The 15,682-nt window shown below is 60.7% G+C and carries 13 protein-coding genes, 1 rRNA gene and 1 pseudogene; 4 read left to right on the top strand and 11 right to left on the bottom strand.

Going from position 1 to position 15,682, the window contains the following annotated elements:
* Positions 1-137: 137 nt before the first annotated feature.
* From NUH87_RS16630 to NUH87_RS16585, 10 genes and pseudogenes are all read right to left on the bottom strand, one after another.
* Positions 138-887: a TerC family protein gene (locus NUH87_RS16630; RefSeq protein ID WP_338521764.1), complete on the bottom strand. Its 750-nt coding sequence runs from the start codon at positions 885-887 to the stop codon at positions 138-140.
* 90 nt (positions 888-977) lie between these two features.
* Positions 978-1,133, bottom strand: a pseudogene (locus NUH87_RS16625) (citrate transporter); the annotation flags it as partial.
* 49 nt (positions 1,134-1,182) lie between these two features.
* Positions 1,183-3,144 (bottom strand): DUF4105 domain-containing protein, encoded by a 1,962-nt coding sequence (locus tag NUH87_RS16620; RefSeq protein WP_338521762.1) that lies wholly within the window; start codon positions 3,142-3,144, stop codon positions 1,183-1,185.
* Positions 3,141-3,461: a DUF2388 domain-containing protein gene (locus NUH87_RS16615; protein WP_040062839.1), complete on the bottom strand. Its 321-nt coding sequence runs from the start codon at positions 3,459-3,461 to the stop codon at positions 3,141-3,143. Before NUH87_RS16615 ends, NUH87_RS16620 begins: the two co-directional genes overlap by 4 nt.
* A 145-nt stretch (positions 3,462-3,606) precedes the next feature.
* Positions 3,607-3,924, bottom strand: a complete 318-nt coding sequence (locus NUH87_RS16610; RefSeq protein ID WP_040062838.1) for a DUF2388 domain-containing protein — start codon at positions 3,922-3,924, stop codon at positions 3,607-3,609.
* 378 nt (positions 3,925-4,302) lie between these two features.
* Positions 4,303-4,518, bottom strand: a complete 216-nt coding sequence (locus tag NUH87_RS16605) for a DUF1127 domain-containing protein (protein ID WP_338521759.1) — start codon at positions 4,516-4,518, stop codon at positions 4,303-4,305.
* Between the two features lie 319 nt (positions 4,519-4,837).
* Positions 4,838-6,331: an acetyl-CoA hydrolase/transferase family protein gene (locus NUH87_RS16600; RefSeq protein ID WP_338521757.1), complete on the bottom strand. Its 1,494-nt coding sequence runs from the start codon at positions 6,329-6,331 to the stop codon at positions 4,838-4,840.
* A gap of 181 nt (positions 6,332-6,512) precedes the next feature.
* Positions 6,513-7,949, bottom strand: a complete 1,437-nt coding sequence (locus NUH87_RS16595; RefSeq protein ID WP_338521755.1) for an NAD(P)(+) transhydrogenase (Re/Si-specific) subunit beta — start codon at positions 7,947-7,949, stop codon at positions 6,513-6,515.
* Positions 7,946-8,266, bottom strand: coding sequence for an NAD(P) transhydrogenase subunit alpha (locus NUH87_RS16590; protein ID WP_422393948.1), 321 nt, complete (start codon positions 8,264-8,266; stop codon positions 7,946-7,948). The genes NUH87_RS16595 and NUH87_RS16590 overlap by 4 nt, the downstream gene beginning before the upstream one ends.
* Positions 8,267-8,286: 20 nt before the next feature.
* Positions 8,287-9,408, bottom strand: coding sequence for a Re/Si-specific NAD(P)(+) transhydrogenase subunit alpha (locus NUH87_RS16585; protein ID WP_338521752.1), 1,122 nt, complete (start codon positions 9,406-9,408; stop codon positions 8,287-8,289).
* Between NUH87_RS16585 and NUH87_RS16580 the strand changes: the two genes are divergently transcribed.
* On the top strand, positions 9,401-9,556 hold the full coding sequence (locus NUH87_RS16580; protein WP_338521750.1) for a hypothetical protein: 156 nt from the start codon (positions 9,401-9,403) through the stop codon (positions 9,554-9,556). The two genes, NUH87_RS16585 and NUH87_RS16580, sit on opposite strands and share 8 nt — an antisense overlap.
* Before the next feature lie 270 nt (positions 9,557-9,826).
* Here the strand turns inward: NUH87_RS16580 and NUH87_RS16575 are convergent, their stop codons facing one another.
* Complete coding sequence (locus NUH87_RS16575; RefSeq protein ID WP_338521748.1) at positions 9,827-10,747, bottom strand: LysR family transcriptional regulator; 921 nt, start codon at positions 10,745-10,747, stop codon at positions 9,827-9,829.
* Positions 10,748-10,904: 157 nt separating this feature from the next.
* Here NUH87_RS16575 and NUH87_RS16570 point away from each other — a divergent pair, with 157 nt between their 5' ends.
* From NUH87_RS16570 to NUH87_RS16560, 3 genes are all read left to right on the top strand, one after another.
* Entirely contained in the window at positions 10,905-12,086 is a 1,182-nt protein-coding gene (locus NUH87_RS16570) for an acyl-CoA dehydrogenase (protein ID WP_040062829.1), read from the top strand.
* 17 nt (positions 12,087-12,103) lie between these two features.
* A complete protein-coding gene (locus NUH87_RS16565) occupies positions 12,104-13,324 on the top strand; it encodes a CaiB/BaiF CoA-transferase family protein (RefSeq protein ID WP_338521744.1) in 1,221 nt (406 codons plus the stop codon).
* A gap of 728 nt (positions 13,325-14,052) precedes the next feature.
* Positions 14,053-15,589, top strand: a 16S ribosomal RNA gene (locus NUH87_RS16560).
* Positions 15,590-15,682: the final 93 nt, after the last annotated feature.

Raw genomic sequence — 15,682 nt, 5'->3', positions numbered from 1 at the left:
CCCATGGGGGCCAGTTCGGATTGGCCGTACGCCTTTTCTACGTCTTGTCCTTAAGCTGTAGTTGGTGATTTGGCCGAGCGCCAGCATCGCATGGCGGGCGTCGACCCCGAAACAAAAATGTCACACTGTGCTCAGGGTTATTGACCCGCCACATCCTCGTGCCGTTGCTTCTTTTTCTGCATGGCCGTGCGCATCTTGATGTTGATCGCTTCCACCGCCAGGGAGAACGCCATGGCGAAGTAGACGTAGCCTTTGGGCACGTGCACGTCGAAGGCTTCGGCGATCAGCACGGTCCCGACCACGATCAGGAACGACAGCGCGAGCATCTTCAGCGACGGGTGCCTGTCGATGAAGTCGCCGATGGTCTTCGAGGCCAGCATCATCACCAGCACCGCCACCACGATCGCGGCGATCATCACCGGCACATGGGAAACCATGCCCACGGCGGTAATCACCGAATCGAGGGAGAACACGATGTCGATAATGGCGATCTGGATAATGGTGTAGAGGAAATTACCGCCCTTGCCTTTCGGCCCCTCGCCCGATTCTTCCTCGCCTTCCATGCCGTGGTAGATCTCCTGGGAGCTTTTCCACAGCAGGAACAGGCCACCGAAGAACAGGATCAGGTCACGTCCGGAAATGCCCTGGCCGAAGACCACGAACAGGTCGTCGGTCAGGCGCATGACCCAGGTGATGGACAGCAGCAGCAGGATCCGGGTGAGCATCGCCAGGGCGAGGCCGAAGATCCGCGTGCGCTGCTGCATGTGCTTGGGCATGCGGCCCACCAGGATCGAGATCATGATGATGTTGTCGATACCCAGGACGATCTCCAGGGCGGTCAGGGTGAAAAAGGCAACCCAGAGTTCCGGGTTGGTCAGCCATTCCATGTGTATTCCTTTGTACGAGTGTTGGGGCCGTCTCGGCGCCAGGCTTCAGGTTCTGAAGTCCGGGCGCGGCTACGGCGGTGGATCATTGCCCTATAGACGGCCTAGCAGCGGAAAAGTCCCGAGCAACAAGGCGGCCAGCAGTATGCACAGGCACACCAGCACTGCCCACTTGAGGGTGAAGCGCTGGTGATCGCCGAACTCGATACCGGCCAGGGCCACCAGCAGGTAGGTCGAGGGTACCAGCGGAATCACCGCCCGCAGGCTCTTGGACATGGCGTCGTCGAGGGCGGTGCTGTCAAGGCAGCTCCAGCCCGCCCGCCGCCTTGTGCAGCGCCCGCAGGTGTTCGCCGACGAGCTTCAGGTTGGCTTCGCTGGCCTCGATCTGCGCTTCCCGGGCCGGCTCGAGCAACTTGCGGATTTCCTTGTCCAGATCGCCGCTCAGGCGCTGCAATTGCTGCTGGCGCTGCTTGCTTTCGGCTTCCAGGCGCTGCCACTCGGACGGTTGCGGCAAGCCGTAGCCGCTGCTGCCGAGCAATTCCGCCGGGCGACTGAGGTAGCCGCTGTTGGCGAGGATCTCCTGCAAGGTGCGGTTGGCCTTGTCCATGGCGTTGTCCTTGAGATCGCGGGCACCGAGGTACTTCTGCTTCACCTCGTCCTGGGCCAGCAGCAACTGCCGGCGAAAGCTCGCCTGCTCCAGCAGCAGCATGGCGGCGCTGGCGCGCAGGTTGGCCTGGGCAAACCAGGGACGGCGGGCCTCGGCGGGTTGCGACAACCAGTCCTCGACGGTTTCCTGCTTGATCGGCAACTGTTTTCTCAGGACATCGAACATGGCCTGGTAGCGATCACGGTAGGAGTCGAAGCGGTAGCCCAGGCGCAAGGCCTCACGGGGATCGTCGAGCACGCTGGTGTCGGCCAGGCCACGGCCCTTGAGCACCTGCAGCAAACCATTGGGGACAATGCTGTCCAGGCCCTGGAGCTGGGCGTTGTCGCTGCCGCTGCGTAACAGCTTCAAGGTCTCCACGGCGCAGTTGTTGCTGATGAAGTAGTAGTTGCCGTCATAGCTCCAGTGCATTTCGGCGGCGTGCTCGACCACTTCCTCGATTTCCTTGCGCGACAGCTTCAGCGGCACCGAGGCCAGGCTGCGCAGTTCGGTCTTGGTGTATTCGTCGATGACCTGGGACAGCGGCAACACGAACAGCCGCGACGGGTAGGCGCCGGTCAGGCCGCCCCAGGTCGAGAGCTGGACGTCGTTGACGAAGGCGCGATAGGACAGCACCAGATGCTGGTCCAGGTCCAGCCGGCAATCCGGCCCGCGTGGTCGACCGGGGGCGCAGATCACCAGGCGCAGCATGCTGTGACCCCAGCGACTGACCCAGTTCTGGTTGGCTTCGGCCAGCAGGTAGTCGACTTCGTAGACCCGTTCCGGGTCGATCTTGCCCAGGGGCGTCTTGCCGAAGTCGTTGCCGGCGTTGAGGAACGGGAAGGCCTTGTCGCAGGCATCCTTGGCCGGCGGCGCCCAGCCGAAGCGTTCCTGGTAGTAGCGATACAGCGCCGGGCGGCGACAGGCGTAGGCCGGGTCGAGGAGGAAGTACTCCATGTTGACCGCGACGAACTCCTTGGGATTGGTGGTCTCGTAGATATCCGGGCTGCGGACGACCTGGCCGTTGTGCTGTTCCCGCTGGCCACGGCTGCCGACCGCTTGTTGCCAGCCGGCGAGGTCCAGCAGGCGCGGGTCGTCGCTGAGGGTGAAACGCCGGCCGGTCTGGCCCCGGCAACGATCAGGCAGGCCGACCAGTCCGGTATTGCTGTCCTGCTGGGTGCAGCGCCGGATCAGCGTCCGTTCGGCGTCGGGCCACAAGCGGGCGCGGTCATAGATGTGGGTCAGCTCGTGGAGGACGGTGGCGAGCATTTCCTCGCGTACCGTGCCGTGGGGGCGGTGGGTCTTTTTCGTCGCGGCCGAACCGTCCACCAGGCCGGGCAGCAGGGCGCGATTGAGGTCCACTTCCGAGACCAGCGAAGCCTCGCCGTAAGCGTTGTCCGCCATCTGGGTCGACCAGGCGACATCGATACGGCGGTCCAGTTGCTCGATAAAACGTGGCGGCAGATGGGCCATGGCCTCATCGATCAGTGTCTGGCTGGCCTGTTGTTCGGCAGGGCTCAGACCTTCGGTCTTGAGGTGCAATTGCAGGCTGGCCTGGGCCGCGTTGCCGAACAGCAACAGGGCGCAGGTCAGCAACCCGCCGGCGAGTCGTCTCACAGGGCGAGAATGGCTTCGGCGAGGTCCTGGTCGCTGGCGTCGCGGGCTTCCGGCACCTGGGTGCGCAGGGCGGCAAAGGCGGCTTCCAGGTGGGCGCCACGGATATCGCCGCGGCTGGCGACGAAACTGGCGGCGTCGTCGTGGGCTTCGCGGACCACTTTCGCGTCGCGGATCGAGGTGGTGGTGTCCGAGGTGAAGTCGAGGGTGCGGCCCGTAGCCCGTACGAGCATATTGCTGGTAGCCACCAGGGTGTGCGCCGAAGCCACGTCGGTCAGCAACAGCAGGCCGAGGGCGGTGGCGATCAGGGGGGTACGCATGGAAGGTCTCCGGAAATGCAAAGTGACTATTGGACGGGAGCTGCCTGGTCCAGTTCAAGGTCGCGGGCATGAAATTTTGGCTGGGTTTGGCGTACGCCAGGGCTGATTCCAGGCTGGCGTACTGTATGGCCTGTGCGCCGGGGTGTCAGATCGCCAGGATCGCCTGGGCCAACTCGGCATCGCTGGCCTGCAACTGCGGTGCCTGGCGGCGGATGGTGTCGAAGGCGCTTTCCAGCTTCACGCTGCGGATCTGGCCATTGCTGGCGACGAAGCTGGCGGCATCATCCTGGGCCGCGCGCACGATCTTGTTGTCACGCAACGACGCGGTGGCATCGGACGTGGCGTCGGAGGTGGCCTTGAGGGCGCCGACCACTGCATCGGTGGTGGCGATGAAGCTGCTGGCGTTGGCGGCGCTGGCCAGGGTCAACAGGGCGGCGGCGCTGAGCAGGCGAAGGCGGGACATGGTGAATCTCCTGAGGATGAAGAGGAACAGTGGCACCGAACAAAAACAGCCACTCAAACCCTAATGGATGATGAACCTCAGACGCTTATTCCGCGCTGCGGGCTACTTATGACCACGATATTAGGCCGAGTTCCCGCCAAGCCGAAAGCGGGTTTCGTCGGCTGATGCGCGGTTTAGAGGCTTTCGTTCGGGGTCTGTAAAATTGTACTGGTTTATTTTTATTAATTAAAAACTGTACCTGTCAGGTGTTTTCGCGGGCTCATCCCGAAATCAAACCGCCGAAACGACAAAGCCCGTCGCGGTTTCCCGCGACGGGCTTTGTTTTTTCAATTCGGGTGCTGGCGGTGGACCCGGTGGGTCAGGGCCAGCGAGCGCTGCTTAGCGCCAGAACGGCTTGCTCAACTCTTCGTAGCGCTGTGCTTCGCTGATACCGGCATCGGCCAGCAGACGCGAATCCAGGCGAGCCAGTTGATGGCGGCTGGCAATACGGCGCTGCCACAGCATCAGGTTGGCGAGAACGCGCAGAGGCAGGGAAGCTTGAGCGTTGGTAGCGGTGTTGTCGTAGAACATGTCGGAACTGAGTGTACGTTCCATGGTTAGCATCCTTCCGCTTGTGGCGGGATTAGGTAGTGGTTTAACTGGAGCCAATGATCCTCCTCTTTGCCTAGTCTCTCTAGATACAGTTCACCTGTATTGTGAGAGCTCAGTTAACTGTTTATAGGTGCTGTACTGCTCGAAAGTGAGGCAACTGTACCTGTCTGCCTCTAAATGGTGCATTTTTGTGCGATGGAGTGAGATTCGAGGTGATTCAAGGCGGGAAATGACCGGTACAGCAGTACAGTTTTTTTCAGATTACCGAAAAGCTCAGGACCGCTGACGAAACTGTGTTTGCGTCAGCGGCCAACTGTATCAATCAGCCCGGCAGCATTTTCCCGGTTTCTTCCAGGTTGATGTGCCAGCTCAGTGCTTCACGGAGGATGTGCGGGGTGTGACCGCCCAGGGCACAGGCCCGGTCGAAGTAACTGTTCAGGGCATCGCGGTAGTCCGGGTGCACACAGTTGTCGATCACCGCCCTCGCCCGTTCCCGTGGCGCCAGGCCCCGCAGGTCGGCCAGGCCGATTTCGGTGACGAGGATATCCACGTCATGCTCGGTGTGGTCGACGTGGCTGACCATGGGCACCACGCTGGAAATCGCCCCGCCCTTGGCGATGGACTTGGTGACGAAGATCGCCAGGTGCGCGTTGCGGGCGAAGTCGCCGGAACCGCCGATGCCGTTCATCATCCGCGTGCCGCAGACGTGGGTGGAGTTGACGTTGCCGTACAGATCGAACTCCAGGGCGGTGTTGATGCCGATGATGCCCAGGCGCCGCACCACTTCCGGGTGGTTGGAGATTTCCTGCGGGCGCAGCACCAGCTTCTCTTTATAGCGCTCCAGATTGCCGAACACATCGCTGTTGCGCCGGCTCGACAAGGTGATCGAGCTACCGGAGGCGAAGGACAGCTTGCCGGCGTCGATCAGGTCGAAGGTCGAGTCCTGCAGGACCTCGGAGTACATGGTCAGGTCTTCGAACGGCGAGTCGATCAGGCCGCACATCACCGCGTTGGCAATGTTGCCGATGCCGGCCTGCAGCGGGCCGAGCTTGTTGGTCATGCGGCCGTCGGCCACTTCTTCTTTAAGGAAGGCGATCAGGTGGTCGGCGATGGCCTGGGTGTCGCTGTCCGGCGGTGTCACGGTGGAAGGCGAGTCAGGCTGGTTGGTCACCACGATGGCGACGATCTTGGCCGGGTCGATCGGGATCGCGGTGCTGCCGATGCGATCGTCGACCTTCACCAGCGGGATCGGCGTGCGGGTCGGGCGATAGCTGGGGATATAGATGTCGTGCAGGCCTTCCAGGTTCGGATTGTGCGCCAGGTTGATCTCGACGATCACTTGCTTGGCGAAGATCGCGAAACTGGCCGAGTTGCCCACCGAGGTGGTCGGCACGATATGCCCCGCTTCGGTGATCGCCACGGCTTCGATCACCGCCAGGTCCGGCAGCTTGAGCTGCTTGTTGCGCAGTTGCTCGACGGTTTCCGACAGGTGCTGGTCGATGAACATCACTTCGCCGGCGTTGATCGCCTTGCGCAGGGTGTTGTCCACCTGGAACGGCATGCGTCGCGACAGCACGCCGGCTTCGGTGAGCTGTTTGTCGAGGTCGTTGCCCAGGCTGGCGCCGGTCATCAGGGTGATTTTCAGGGGCGACGTCTTGGCGCGTTCGGCCAGTGCATGGGGCACGGCCTTGGCTTCACCGGCGCGGGTGAAGCCGCTCATGCCGACGGTCATGCCGTCCTGAATCAGGGCGGCAGCATCGGCTGCGCCCATGACCTTGTCCAACAACGAAGGCAAGCGAATACGATCACGGTACATGGCGTGTTATCTCAGGCAGCGGAAGCAAGATGCGCAGTCTAGAGGTTTCAAAAAGTTTCGCCGCGCGACCAAGGTCGAATGCCGGCCGGCGATTCAGCGCCTTTGGTCGGTTTTTTGCGGGCAAAGAAAAACCCCAGCCTAATAAAGGCTGGGGTTTCCGGTATTGCGCTGAAGCAGGGTTTTATTCGACGGCCTTGACCATGTCCTCGATGACCTTCTTCGCGTCGCCGAAGACCATCATGGTCTTGTCGAGGTAGAACAGCTCGTTGTCCAGGCCGGCGTAGCCGCTGGCCATGGAGCGCTTGTTGACGATGACGGTCTTGGCCTTGAAGGCCTCGAGAATCGGCATGCCGGCAATCGGCGATTTCGGATCGTTCTTGGCCGCCGGGTTGACCACGTCGTTGGCGCCGAGCACCAGCACCACGTCGGCCTGGCCGAACTCGGAGTTGATGTCTTCCATCTCGAACACCTGGTCGTAAGGCACTTCGGCCTCGGCCAGCAGCACGTTCATGTGCCCGGGCATGCGCCCGGCCACCGGGTGGATCGCGTACTTCACGGTCACGCCAAGGTGGGTCAGCTTCTCGGTCAGTTCCTTGAGCGCGTGCTGCGCGCGGGCCACCGCCAGGCCGTAGCCGGGGACGATGATCACGCTGTCGGCGTTGGTCAGCAGGAAGGTGGCGTCATCCGCCGAGCCGGATTTCACCGGCCGGGCTTCCTTCGCACCGGCCGGGCCCGCCGCGTCGGCGCTGTTGCCGAAGCCACCGAGCAGCACGTTGAAGAACGAGCGGTTCATGGCCTTGCACATGATGTACGAGAGGATCGCACCGGACGAACCCACCAGGGAGCCGGCAATGATCAGCATCGAGTTGTTCAGCGAGAAGCCGATCCCCGCCGCGGCCCAGCCGGAGTAGCTGTTGAGCATCGAGACCACCACCGGCATGTCGGCACCGCCGATGGGGATGATGATCAGCACACCCATGACGAAGGCCAGGGCCAGCATCAGGGCGAAGGCGCTGAGGTCACCGGTCAACATGAAGGTCACGCCCAGGCCCAGGGTGGCCAGGCCCAGCAACAGGTTCAGCTTGTGCTGGCCGCTGAACTGTACCGGTGCGCCCTGGAACAGGCGGAACTTGTACTTGCCCGAGAGCTTGCCGAACGCGATCACCGAGCCGGAGAAGGTAATGGCACCGATGGCGGCGCCGAGGAACAGCTCCAGGCGGTTGCCGGCCGGGATCGAATCGCCCAGCTGTTTGACGATACCCAGCGACTGTGGCTCGACCACGGCGGCAATGGCGATGAAGACCGCGGCCAGGCCGATCATGCTGTGCATGAAGGCGACCAGTTCCGGCATCTTGGTCATTTCGACGCGCTTGGCCATGATCGAACCGGCGGTACCGCCGATCAGCAGGCCGACGATCACGTAACCGATACCGGTGGTGGCCAGCTCCGAGCCGAGTTTGAAGACCAGGCCCACGGTGGTGACGATGGCCAGGGCCATGCCGAGCATGCCGAACAGGTTGCCGCGACGGGACGAAGTCGGGTGCGACAGGCCTTTCAGGGCCTGGATGAAGCAGATCGACGCGATCAGGTAGAGCGTCGTGACGAGGTTCATGCTCATGACTTGGGCGCCTCTTCTTTTACGGCTTTCGGGGCTTTTTTCTTGAACATCTCAAGCATCCGGCGGGTCACCAGGAAGCCACCGAACACGTTCACGGCCGCCAGCGCCACGGCCAGGGTGCCCATGGTCTTGCCCAGCGGCGTCACGGTCAAAGTCGCCGCCAGCATGGCGCCGACGATCACGATCGCCGAGATGGCATTGGTCACCGCCATCAGCGGCGTGTGCAGTGCGGGTGTCACGTTCCAGACCACGTGATAACCGACATAAATCGCCAGTACGAAGATGATCAGGTTGTAGATGCCGTGGGAGATCAGCATGTCTTCCATTATTGTTATCCTCAGCCGTTCTTGCGCACGATCTGACCGTCGCGGCACATCAGGCACGCGGCGACGATGTCGTCTTCCAGGTTGATCTCGAACTGGCCTTCCTTGGTGAAGACAAGCTTCAGGAAGTCCAGCAGGTTACGGGCGTACAGCGCCGAGGCGTCGGCGCCGACCTGGGCGGCCAGGTTGGTCGGACCGACAATGGTCACGCCATGCTCGACCACGACCTGATCGGCGACGGTCAGCGGGCAGTTGCCGCCCTGGGCGGCGGCCAGGTCGATGACCACCGAGCCCGGCTTCATCTGCGCGACGGTCTCGGCGCTCAGCAGCACCGGTGCCTTGCGACCGGGAATCAGTGCGGTGGTAATGACGATATCGGCCTGCTTGGCGCGCTCGTGCACCGCCAGGGCCTGGCGCTGCATCCAGCTGGCGGGCATCGGCCGGGCATAACCGCCGACCCCGACCGCGCACTCGCGCTCTTCGTCGGTCTCGTAGGGGACGTCGACGAACTTGGCGCCCAGCGACTCGATCTGCTCCTTCACCGCCGGCCGCACGTCCGAGGCTTCGATCACCGCCCCCAGGCGCTTGGCGGTGGCAATGGCCTGCAAGCCGGCCACGCCGGCGCCGAGGATCAGCACGCGGGCGGCCTTCACGGTGCCCGCAGCTGTCATCAGCATCGGCATGAAGCGCGGGTAGTGATGGGCCGCCAGCAGCACCGCCTTGTAGCCGGCGATGTTGGCCTGGGACGACAGCACGTCAAGGCTCTGGGCACGGGAGGTGCGTGGCGCGGCCTCCAGGGCAAAGGCGGTAATGCCGCACTCGGCCAGCTTGGCGATGGTTTCATTACTGAACGGATTGAGCATGCCCACCAGGATGGTGCCGCGTTTGATCAGCGTCAGTTCGCTGTCGCTGGGCGCCACGACCTTGAGGATCAGCTCGGCGCCAAAGGCATCGTTGGCGCTGCCGATGGTCGCGCCTGCCGCTTCATAGGCACTGTCGACAACGCTGGCGCCAATACCGGCGCCGCTTTGTACCGTCACCCTATGACCCTGGCCGATCAGCTTCTTGATGGTTTCCGGGGTTGCAGCAACCCGCGTTTCACCCGTCTGGGTCTCGAGAGGAACACCAATGTGCACGTCAAATCTCCTGCGTGATCTTTTTTATAAGAAGGCCAGCGCACTGCGGATGGTGCGTCTGGAGCGGCCGATCAGCACGATCCCGCCTGATTTGTTGGCGGGGCGCGGCATTTTGCAGGCGAAAACCACACCCTTCAAGACATTCTGAAAGGTGACGCAATATTAACTACAAGTCACGCAGTGACCAAATGTCGCAGCGGGACGCCGCGAGCCCATAATACAAGGGGCTCACAGGGATTTTGGCTGGAATTGAGGAAAATTCGAATCGGTGACGTGAATGAGCCGGTATGGGGCGTAAATAGGCGGTACAGGCCTTGCTATCAGGCACTTTCGTGCAAAATTTGCCAGCATCGGTACAGTCCGTTTAAAAGCGACATATTGTTATATCTGTAGGCTTTAAAAATAATTGACTACAAAGTCAATTAACGGCCTGGGGCCTTGAAGCAAGCAGGCTGTAGCTTTGTGCCTGGTTCACCAGCCAGTCACGAAAAGCACGCAAGGACGCCGATTCGACCTTTCGCTCGGGAATCATCAGGTAATACGCCTTGATGCTGGAGAGCGCATTGGGGTTGGCGATCACCAGGCGCCGCTCTTCCAGTTCCCGCTGGATCAGGAAGGGTGGAATCAGCGCGACGCCCATTTCGTGCATGGCGGCCTGGGCCAACATGGAGAATAGCTCGTAGCGCGGGCCTGTCATGTCGCGGGGCACATTCAGCGCCTGGGCGTCGAACCATTGGCGCCAGGCGTAGGGGCGTGTGGTCTGTTGCAGCAGCGGCAGCTCGGCGATCCGGGCCGCGCTCAGGCTCTGTTGGTCGCCCAGCAGGCTCGGGCTGCACACCGGCATGGGGTTCTCGCCCATCAGGCGATGGGACTCGGTACCCGGCCAGTCGGCATCGCCGAAGTAGATCGCGGCGTCGAAGTCGGTGTCGGCGAAGAGAAACGGACGGGTCCGGTTGGTCAGGTTGACGGTGACTTCCGGATGCCGTTGCTGGAAGTCCTTGAGTCTGGGCAGCAGCCATTGGGTACCAAAGGTCGGGACCACGGCCAGCTCGATGACGTTGGCGCCCTGCTGCCCCATGACCGACAGCGTGTCGCGCTCCACCGCGTCCAGTTGCGTGGCGACCCGTCGGCTGTAGGAAAGTCCCGCTTCGGTCAGCTTCACGCCCCGTCGAGAGCGTCGGAACAGTTCGACGCCGAGAAACTCCTCCAGGCTGGCGATCTGCCGGCAAATGGCGCCTTGAGTGAGGGAAAGTTCCAGGGCGGCCTTGGTGAAGCTTTCGTGGCGGGCCGCGGCTTCGAAGCTGATCAGCGCGGTGGTGCTGGGGATTTTGCGGCGCATGTACGGCAACCTCACTAAAGGCAGTGCTAAATAGCGGCTACAAGCTTTTCGGAGTGAGAAATTAGCACAAGAGTATGCGAAATCCTCGTTTGCCGGATAACCGTGCGAGGCCTAGGATCAGTCCAGGCCATTTCATTGACTTCACGAGGACTCACTCATGGGCGCCAAAGCAAGCTTCAACTGGATCGATCCCCTGCTGCTGGATCAACAGCTCACCGAAGAAGAGCGCATGATTCGCGACACGGCGCAGCTGTTCGCCCAGGACAAGCTGGCACCACGGGTTCTCGAAGCTTTCCGTCATGAACAGACCGACCCGGCGATCTTCCGCGAAATGGGCGAAGTCGGCCTGTTGGGCGCGACCATTCCCGTGGAGTACGGTGGCAGCGGGCTGAACTATGTCAGCTACGGCCTGATTGCCCGGGAAGTCGAGCGCGTCGACTCCGGCTATCGCTCGATGATGAGCGTGCAGTCTTCCCTGGTGATGGTGCCGATCAACGAGTTCGGTACCGAGGCACAAAAGCAGAAATACCTGCCGAAGCTGGCCTCCGGCGAATGGATCGGCTGCTTCGGCCTGACCGAGCCGAACCATGGTTCCGACCCGGGTGCGATGATCTCCCGTGCACGCAAGGTCGACGGCGGCTACAGCCTGACCGGTAGCAAGATGTGGATCACCAACAGCCCGATCGCCGATGTATTCGTGGTCTGGGCCAAGGACGATGCCGGCGACATCCGCGGCTTCGTCCTCGAGAAAGGCTGGAAGGGCCTCAGCGCTCCGGCGATTCACGGCAAGGTCGGCCTGCGGGCATCGATCACCGGTGAGATCGTCATGGACAACGTCTTTGTTCCTGAAGAGAACATCTTCCCTGAGGTGCGTGGCTTGAAAGGCCCGTTCACCTGCCTCAACTCCGCGCGTTACGGCATTTCCTGGGGCGCATTGGGCGCTGCCGAGTTCTGCTGGCACACCGCTCGCCAGTACACCCTGGATCGCCAGCAGTTCGGCCGGCCATTGGCCGCGACGCAACTGATCCAGAAGAAGCTGGCCGACATGCAGACTGAAATCACCCTCGCCCTGCAAGGCTGCCTGCGTCTGGGCCGTATGAAGGATGAAGGGACGGCGGCGGTGGAAATCACCTCGATCATGAAGCGCAACTCCTGTGGCAAGTCCCTGGATATCGCGCGCATGGCCCGCGACATGCTGGGCGGTAACGGTATCTCCGACGAGTTCGGGGTTGCCCGTCACCTGGTGAACCTGGAAGTGGTGAATACCTATGAAGGGACCCACGACGTCCATGCGCTGATCCTTGGGCGTGCCCAGACCGGCCTCCAGGCGTTCTATTAAGAGAAGGAGCTTGGCCCATGGGCGCGCTATCGCATCTGCGAGTGCTGGATTTGTCGCGAGTGTTGGCCGGGCCCTGGTCCGGCCAGATCCTGGCGGACCTCGGGGCGGAGGTCATCAAGGTCGAGCGACCGGGTAATGGCGACGATACCCGCGCCTGGGGGCCGCCCTTCCTGAAGGACGCCTATGGCGAGAACACGACGGAAGCGGCTTATTACCTGTCGGCCAACCGCAACAAGCAGTCGGTGACCATCGATTTCACCCGGCCCGAGGGGCAGCGTCTGGTTCGTGAGCTGGCGGCCAAGTCCGACATCCTGATCGAGAACTTCAAGGTCGGCGGTCTGGCGGCCTATGGATTGGACTATGCGTCGCTCAAGGCGCTCAACCCGAATCTGATCTATTGCTCGATCACCGGCTTCGGTCAGACCGGGCCTTACGCCAAGCGTGCCGGCTATGACTTCATGATCCAGGGGCTTGGTGGGCTGATGAGCCTCACCGGTCGGCCCGAGGGTGATGAGGGGGCCGGGCCGGTGAAGGTCGGTGTGGCGCTGACCGATATCCTTACGGGGCTGTATTCGACGGTGGCCGTTCTGGCGGCCTTGGCCCATCGCGATCAGGGCGGTGGTGGCCAGCATGTCGACATGGCGTTGCTGGATGTGCAGGTGGCGTGCCTGGCGAACCAGGCCATGAACTACCTGACCACCGGGGTGGCACCCAAGCGTTTGGGTAATGCCCATCCGAACATCGTGCCGTACCAGGACTTTCCTACGGCCGATGGCGATTTCATCCTGACGGTGGGCAATGACGGGCAATTCCGCAAGTTCGCCGAGGTGGCCGGTCAGCCGCAGTGGGCGGACGATCCGCGGTTTGCTACCAACACGTTGCGGGTGGCCAACCGGGCGGTGCTGATTCCATTGATTCGCCAGGCGACGGTGTTCAAGACCACGGCCGAATGGGTGACGCAGTTGGAGCAGGCCGGTGTGCCGTGTGGGCCGATCAATGATCTGTCGCAGGTGTTCGCCGATCCCCAGGTGTGCGCCCGTGGCCTGGCGGTTGAGCTGCCGCATCCGCTGGCGGGGCTGGTGCCCCAGGTAGCGAGTCCGATCCGGCTGTCTGCGACACCGGTGGAGTATCGTCGTGCCCCTCCTCTCTTGGGTGAGCACACGCTGGAGGTACTGCAGCGGGTGCTGGGCTTGGCGCCGGAGGCGGTCGAGGCATTGCGCGAAGCGGGCGTCCTTTAGCCGCCCTGCTCTCTTCCTATATAATAGAAGCACCCTGTAGGAGCCAGCTTGCTGGCGATGAGGTCCTTGAGCCATGCGTCGTTTGTACGGACGCCATCGCCGGCAATCGAGCGTCGACCGGCCGTTCCTACAGTTGGATTTGCGGTGTTTTTGACCTTTATGACAGAAAAGTGAAATTAACGGTTGACGGCAAATCCTACAGGTCTATAATTCGCCCCACTTCCGGCGCGGTCGAAACGGAAAAGCCTTTGAGATTCAATGAGTTACGAAGGTTTTTAGGTTTGGGTCAAGCGGTTCGCTTCAGTGTATCGAAGCCCAGAAGGAGCTGAAACGGCAGCGTGTTTTCGCCGGTTCAGCGGTTCGATCCTCTCGATCGAAAGCGGTGTAAAAGAGGTGTTGACAGCAGCGTGTAACGCTGTAGAATTCGCCTCCCGCTAACGAGAGATCGGAAGCGCAAGTGGTTGAAGTTACACGGGAAACCTTGAAAACTTCTGAAAATAATCACTTGACAGTAAATGAGGCTGCTGTAGAATGCGCGCCTCGGTTGAGCGAACAGCTTAACCAACCGCTCTTTAACAACTGAATCAAGCAATTCGTGTGGGTGCTTGTGGAGTCAGACTGAATAGTCACTAGATTATCAGCATCACAAGTTACTCCGCGAGAAATCAAAGATGTAACCAACGATTGCTGAGCCAAGTTTAGGGTTTTCTCAAAACCCAAAGATGTTTGAACTGAAGAGTTTGATCATGGCTCAGATTGAACGCTGGCGGCAGGCCTAACACATGCAAGTCGAGCGGATGAGAGGAGCTTGCTCTTCGATTCAGCGGCGGACGGGTGAGTAATGCCTAGGAATCTGCCTGGTAGTGGGGGACAACGTTTCGAAAGGAACGCTAATACCGCATACGTCCTACGGGAGAAAGCAGGGGACCTTCGGGCCTTGCGCTATCAGATGAGCCTAGGTCGGATTAGCTAGTTGGTGAGGTAATGGCTCACCAAGGCGACGATCCGTAACTGGTCTGAGAGGATGATCAGTCACACTGGAACTGAGACACGGTCCAGACTCCTACGGGAGGCAGCAGTGGGGAATATTGGACAATGGGCGAAAGCCTGATCCAGCCATGCCGCGTGTGTGAAGAAGGTCTTCGGATTGTAAAGCACTTTAAGTTGGGAGGAAGGGCATTAACCTAATACGTTAGTGTTTTGACGTTACCGACAGAATAAGCACCGGCTAACTCTGTGCCAGCAGCCGCGGTAATACAGAGGGTGCAAGCGTTAATCGGAATTACTGGGCGTAAAGCGCGCGTAGGTGGTTCGTTAAGTTGAATGTGAAATCCCCGGGCTCAACCTGGGAACTGCATCCAAAACTGGCGAGCTAGAGTATGGTAGAGGGTGGTGGAATTTCCTGTGTAGCGGTGAAATGCGTAGATATAGGAAGGAACACCAGTGGCGAAGGCGACCACCTGGACTGATACTGACACTGAGGTGCGAAAGCGTGGGGAGCAAACAGGATTAGATACCCTGGTAGTCCACGCCGTAAACGATGTCAACTAGCCGTTGGGGACCTTGAGTCTTTAGTGGCGCAGCTAACGCATTAAGTTGACCGCCTGGGGAGTACGGCCGCAAGGTTAAAACTCAAATGAATTGACGGGGGCCCGCACAAGCGGTGGAGCATGTGGTTTAATTCGAAGCAACGCGAAGAACCTTACCAGGCCTTGACATCCAATGAACTTTCCAGAGATGGATTGGTGCCTTCGGGAACATTGAGACAGGTGCTGCATGGCTGTCGTCAGCTCGTGTCGTGAGATGTTGGGTTAAGTCCCGTAACGAGCGCAACCCTTGTCCTTAGTTACCAGCACGTAATGGTGGGCACTCTAAGGAGACTGCCGGTGACAAACCGGAGGAAGGTGGGGATGACGTCAAGTCATCATGGCCCTTACGGCCTGGGCTACACACGTGCTACAATGGTCGGTACAAAGGGTTGCCAAGCCGCGAGGTGGAGCTAATCCCATAAAACCGATCGTAGTCCGGATCGCAGTCTGCAACTCGACTGCGTGAAGTCGGAATCGCTAGTAATCGCGAATCAGAATGTCGCGGTGAATACGTTCCCGGGCCTTGTACACACCGCCCGTCACACCATGGGAGTGGGTTGCACCAGAAGTAGCTAGTCTAACCTTCGGGGGGACGGTTACCACGGTGTGATTCATGACTGGGGTGAAGTCGTAACAAGGTAGCCGTAGGGGAACCTGCGGCTGGATCACCTCCTTAATCGACGACATCAGCTGCTCCATAAGTTCCCACACGAATTGCTTGATTCATTGAAGAAGACGATAGAAGCAGCTTTAAGCTCTAGGCTGATAG

Source organism: Pseudomonas batumici, from assembly GCF_036585405.1.
GTDB classification, from domain to species: Bacteria; Pseudomonadota; Gammaproteobacteria; order Pseudomonadales; family Pseudomonadaceae; genus Aquipseudomonas; species Aquipseudomonas batumici.
Note: the sequence above shows the minus strand (reverse complement) of the source record. Positions and strands in the feature narration are given on the sequence as shown.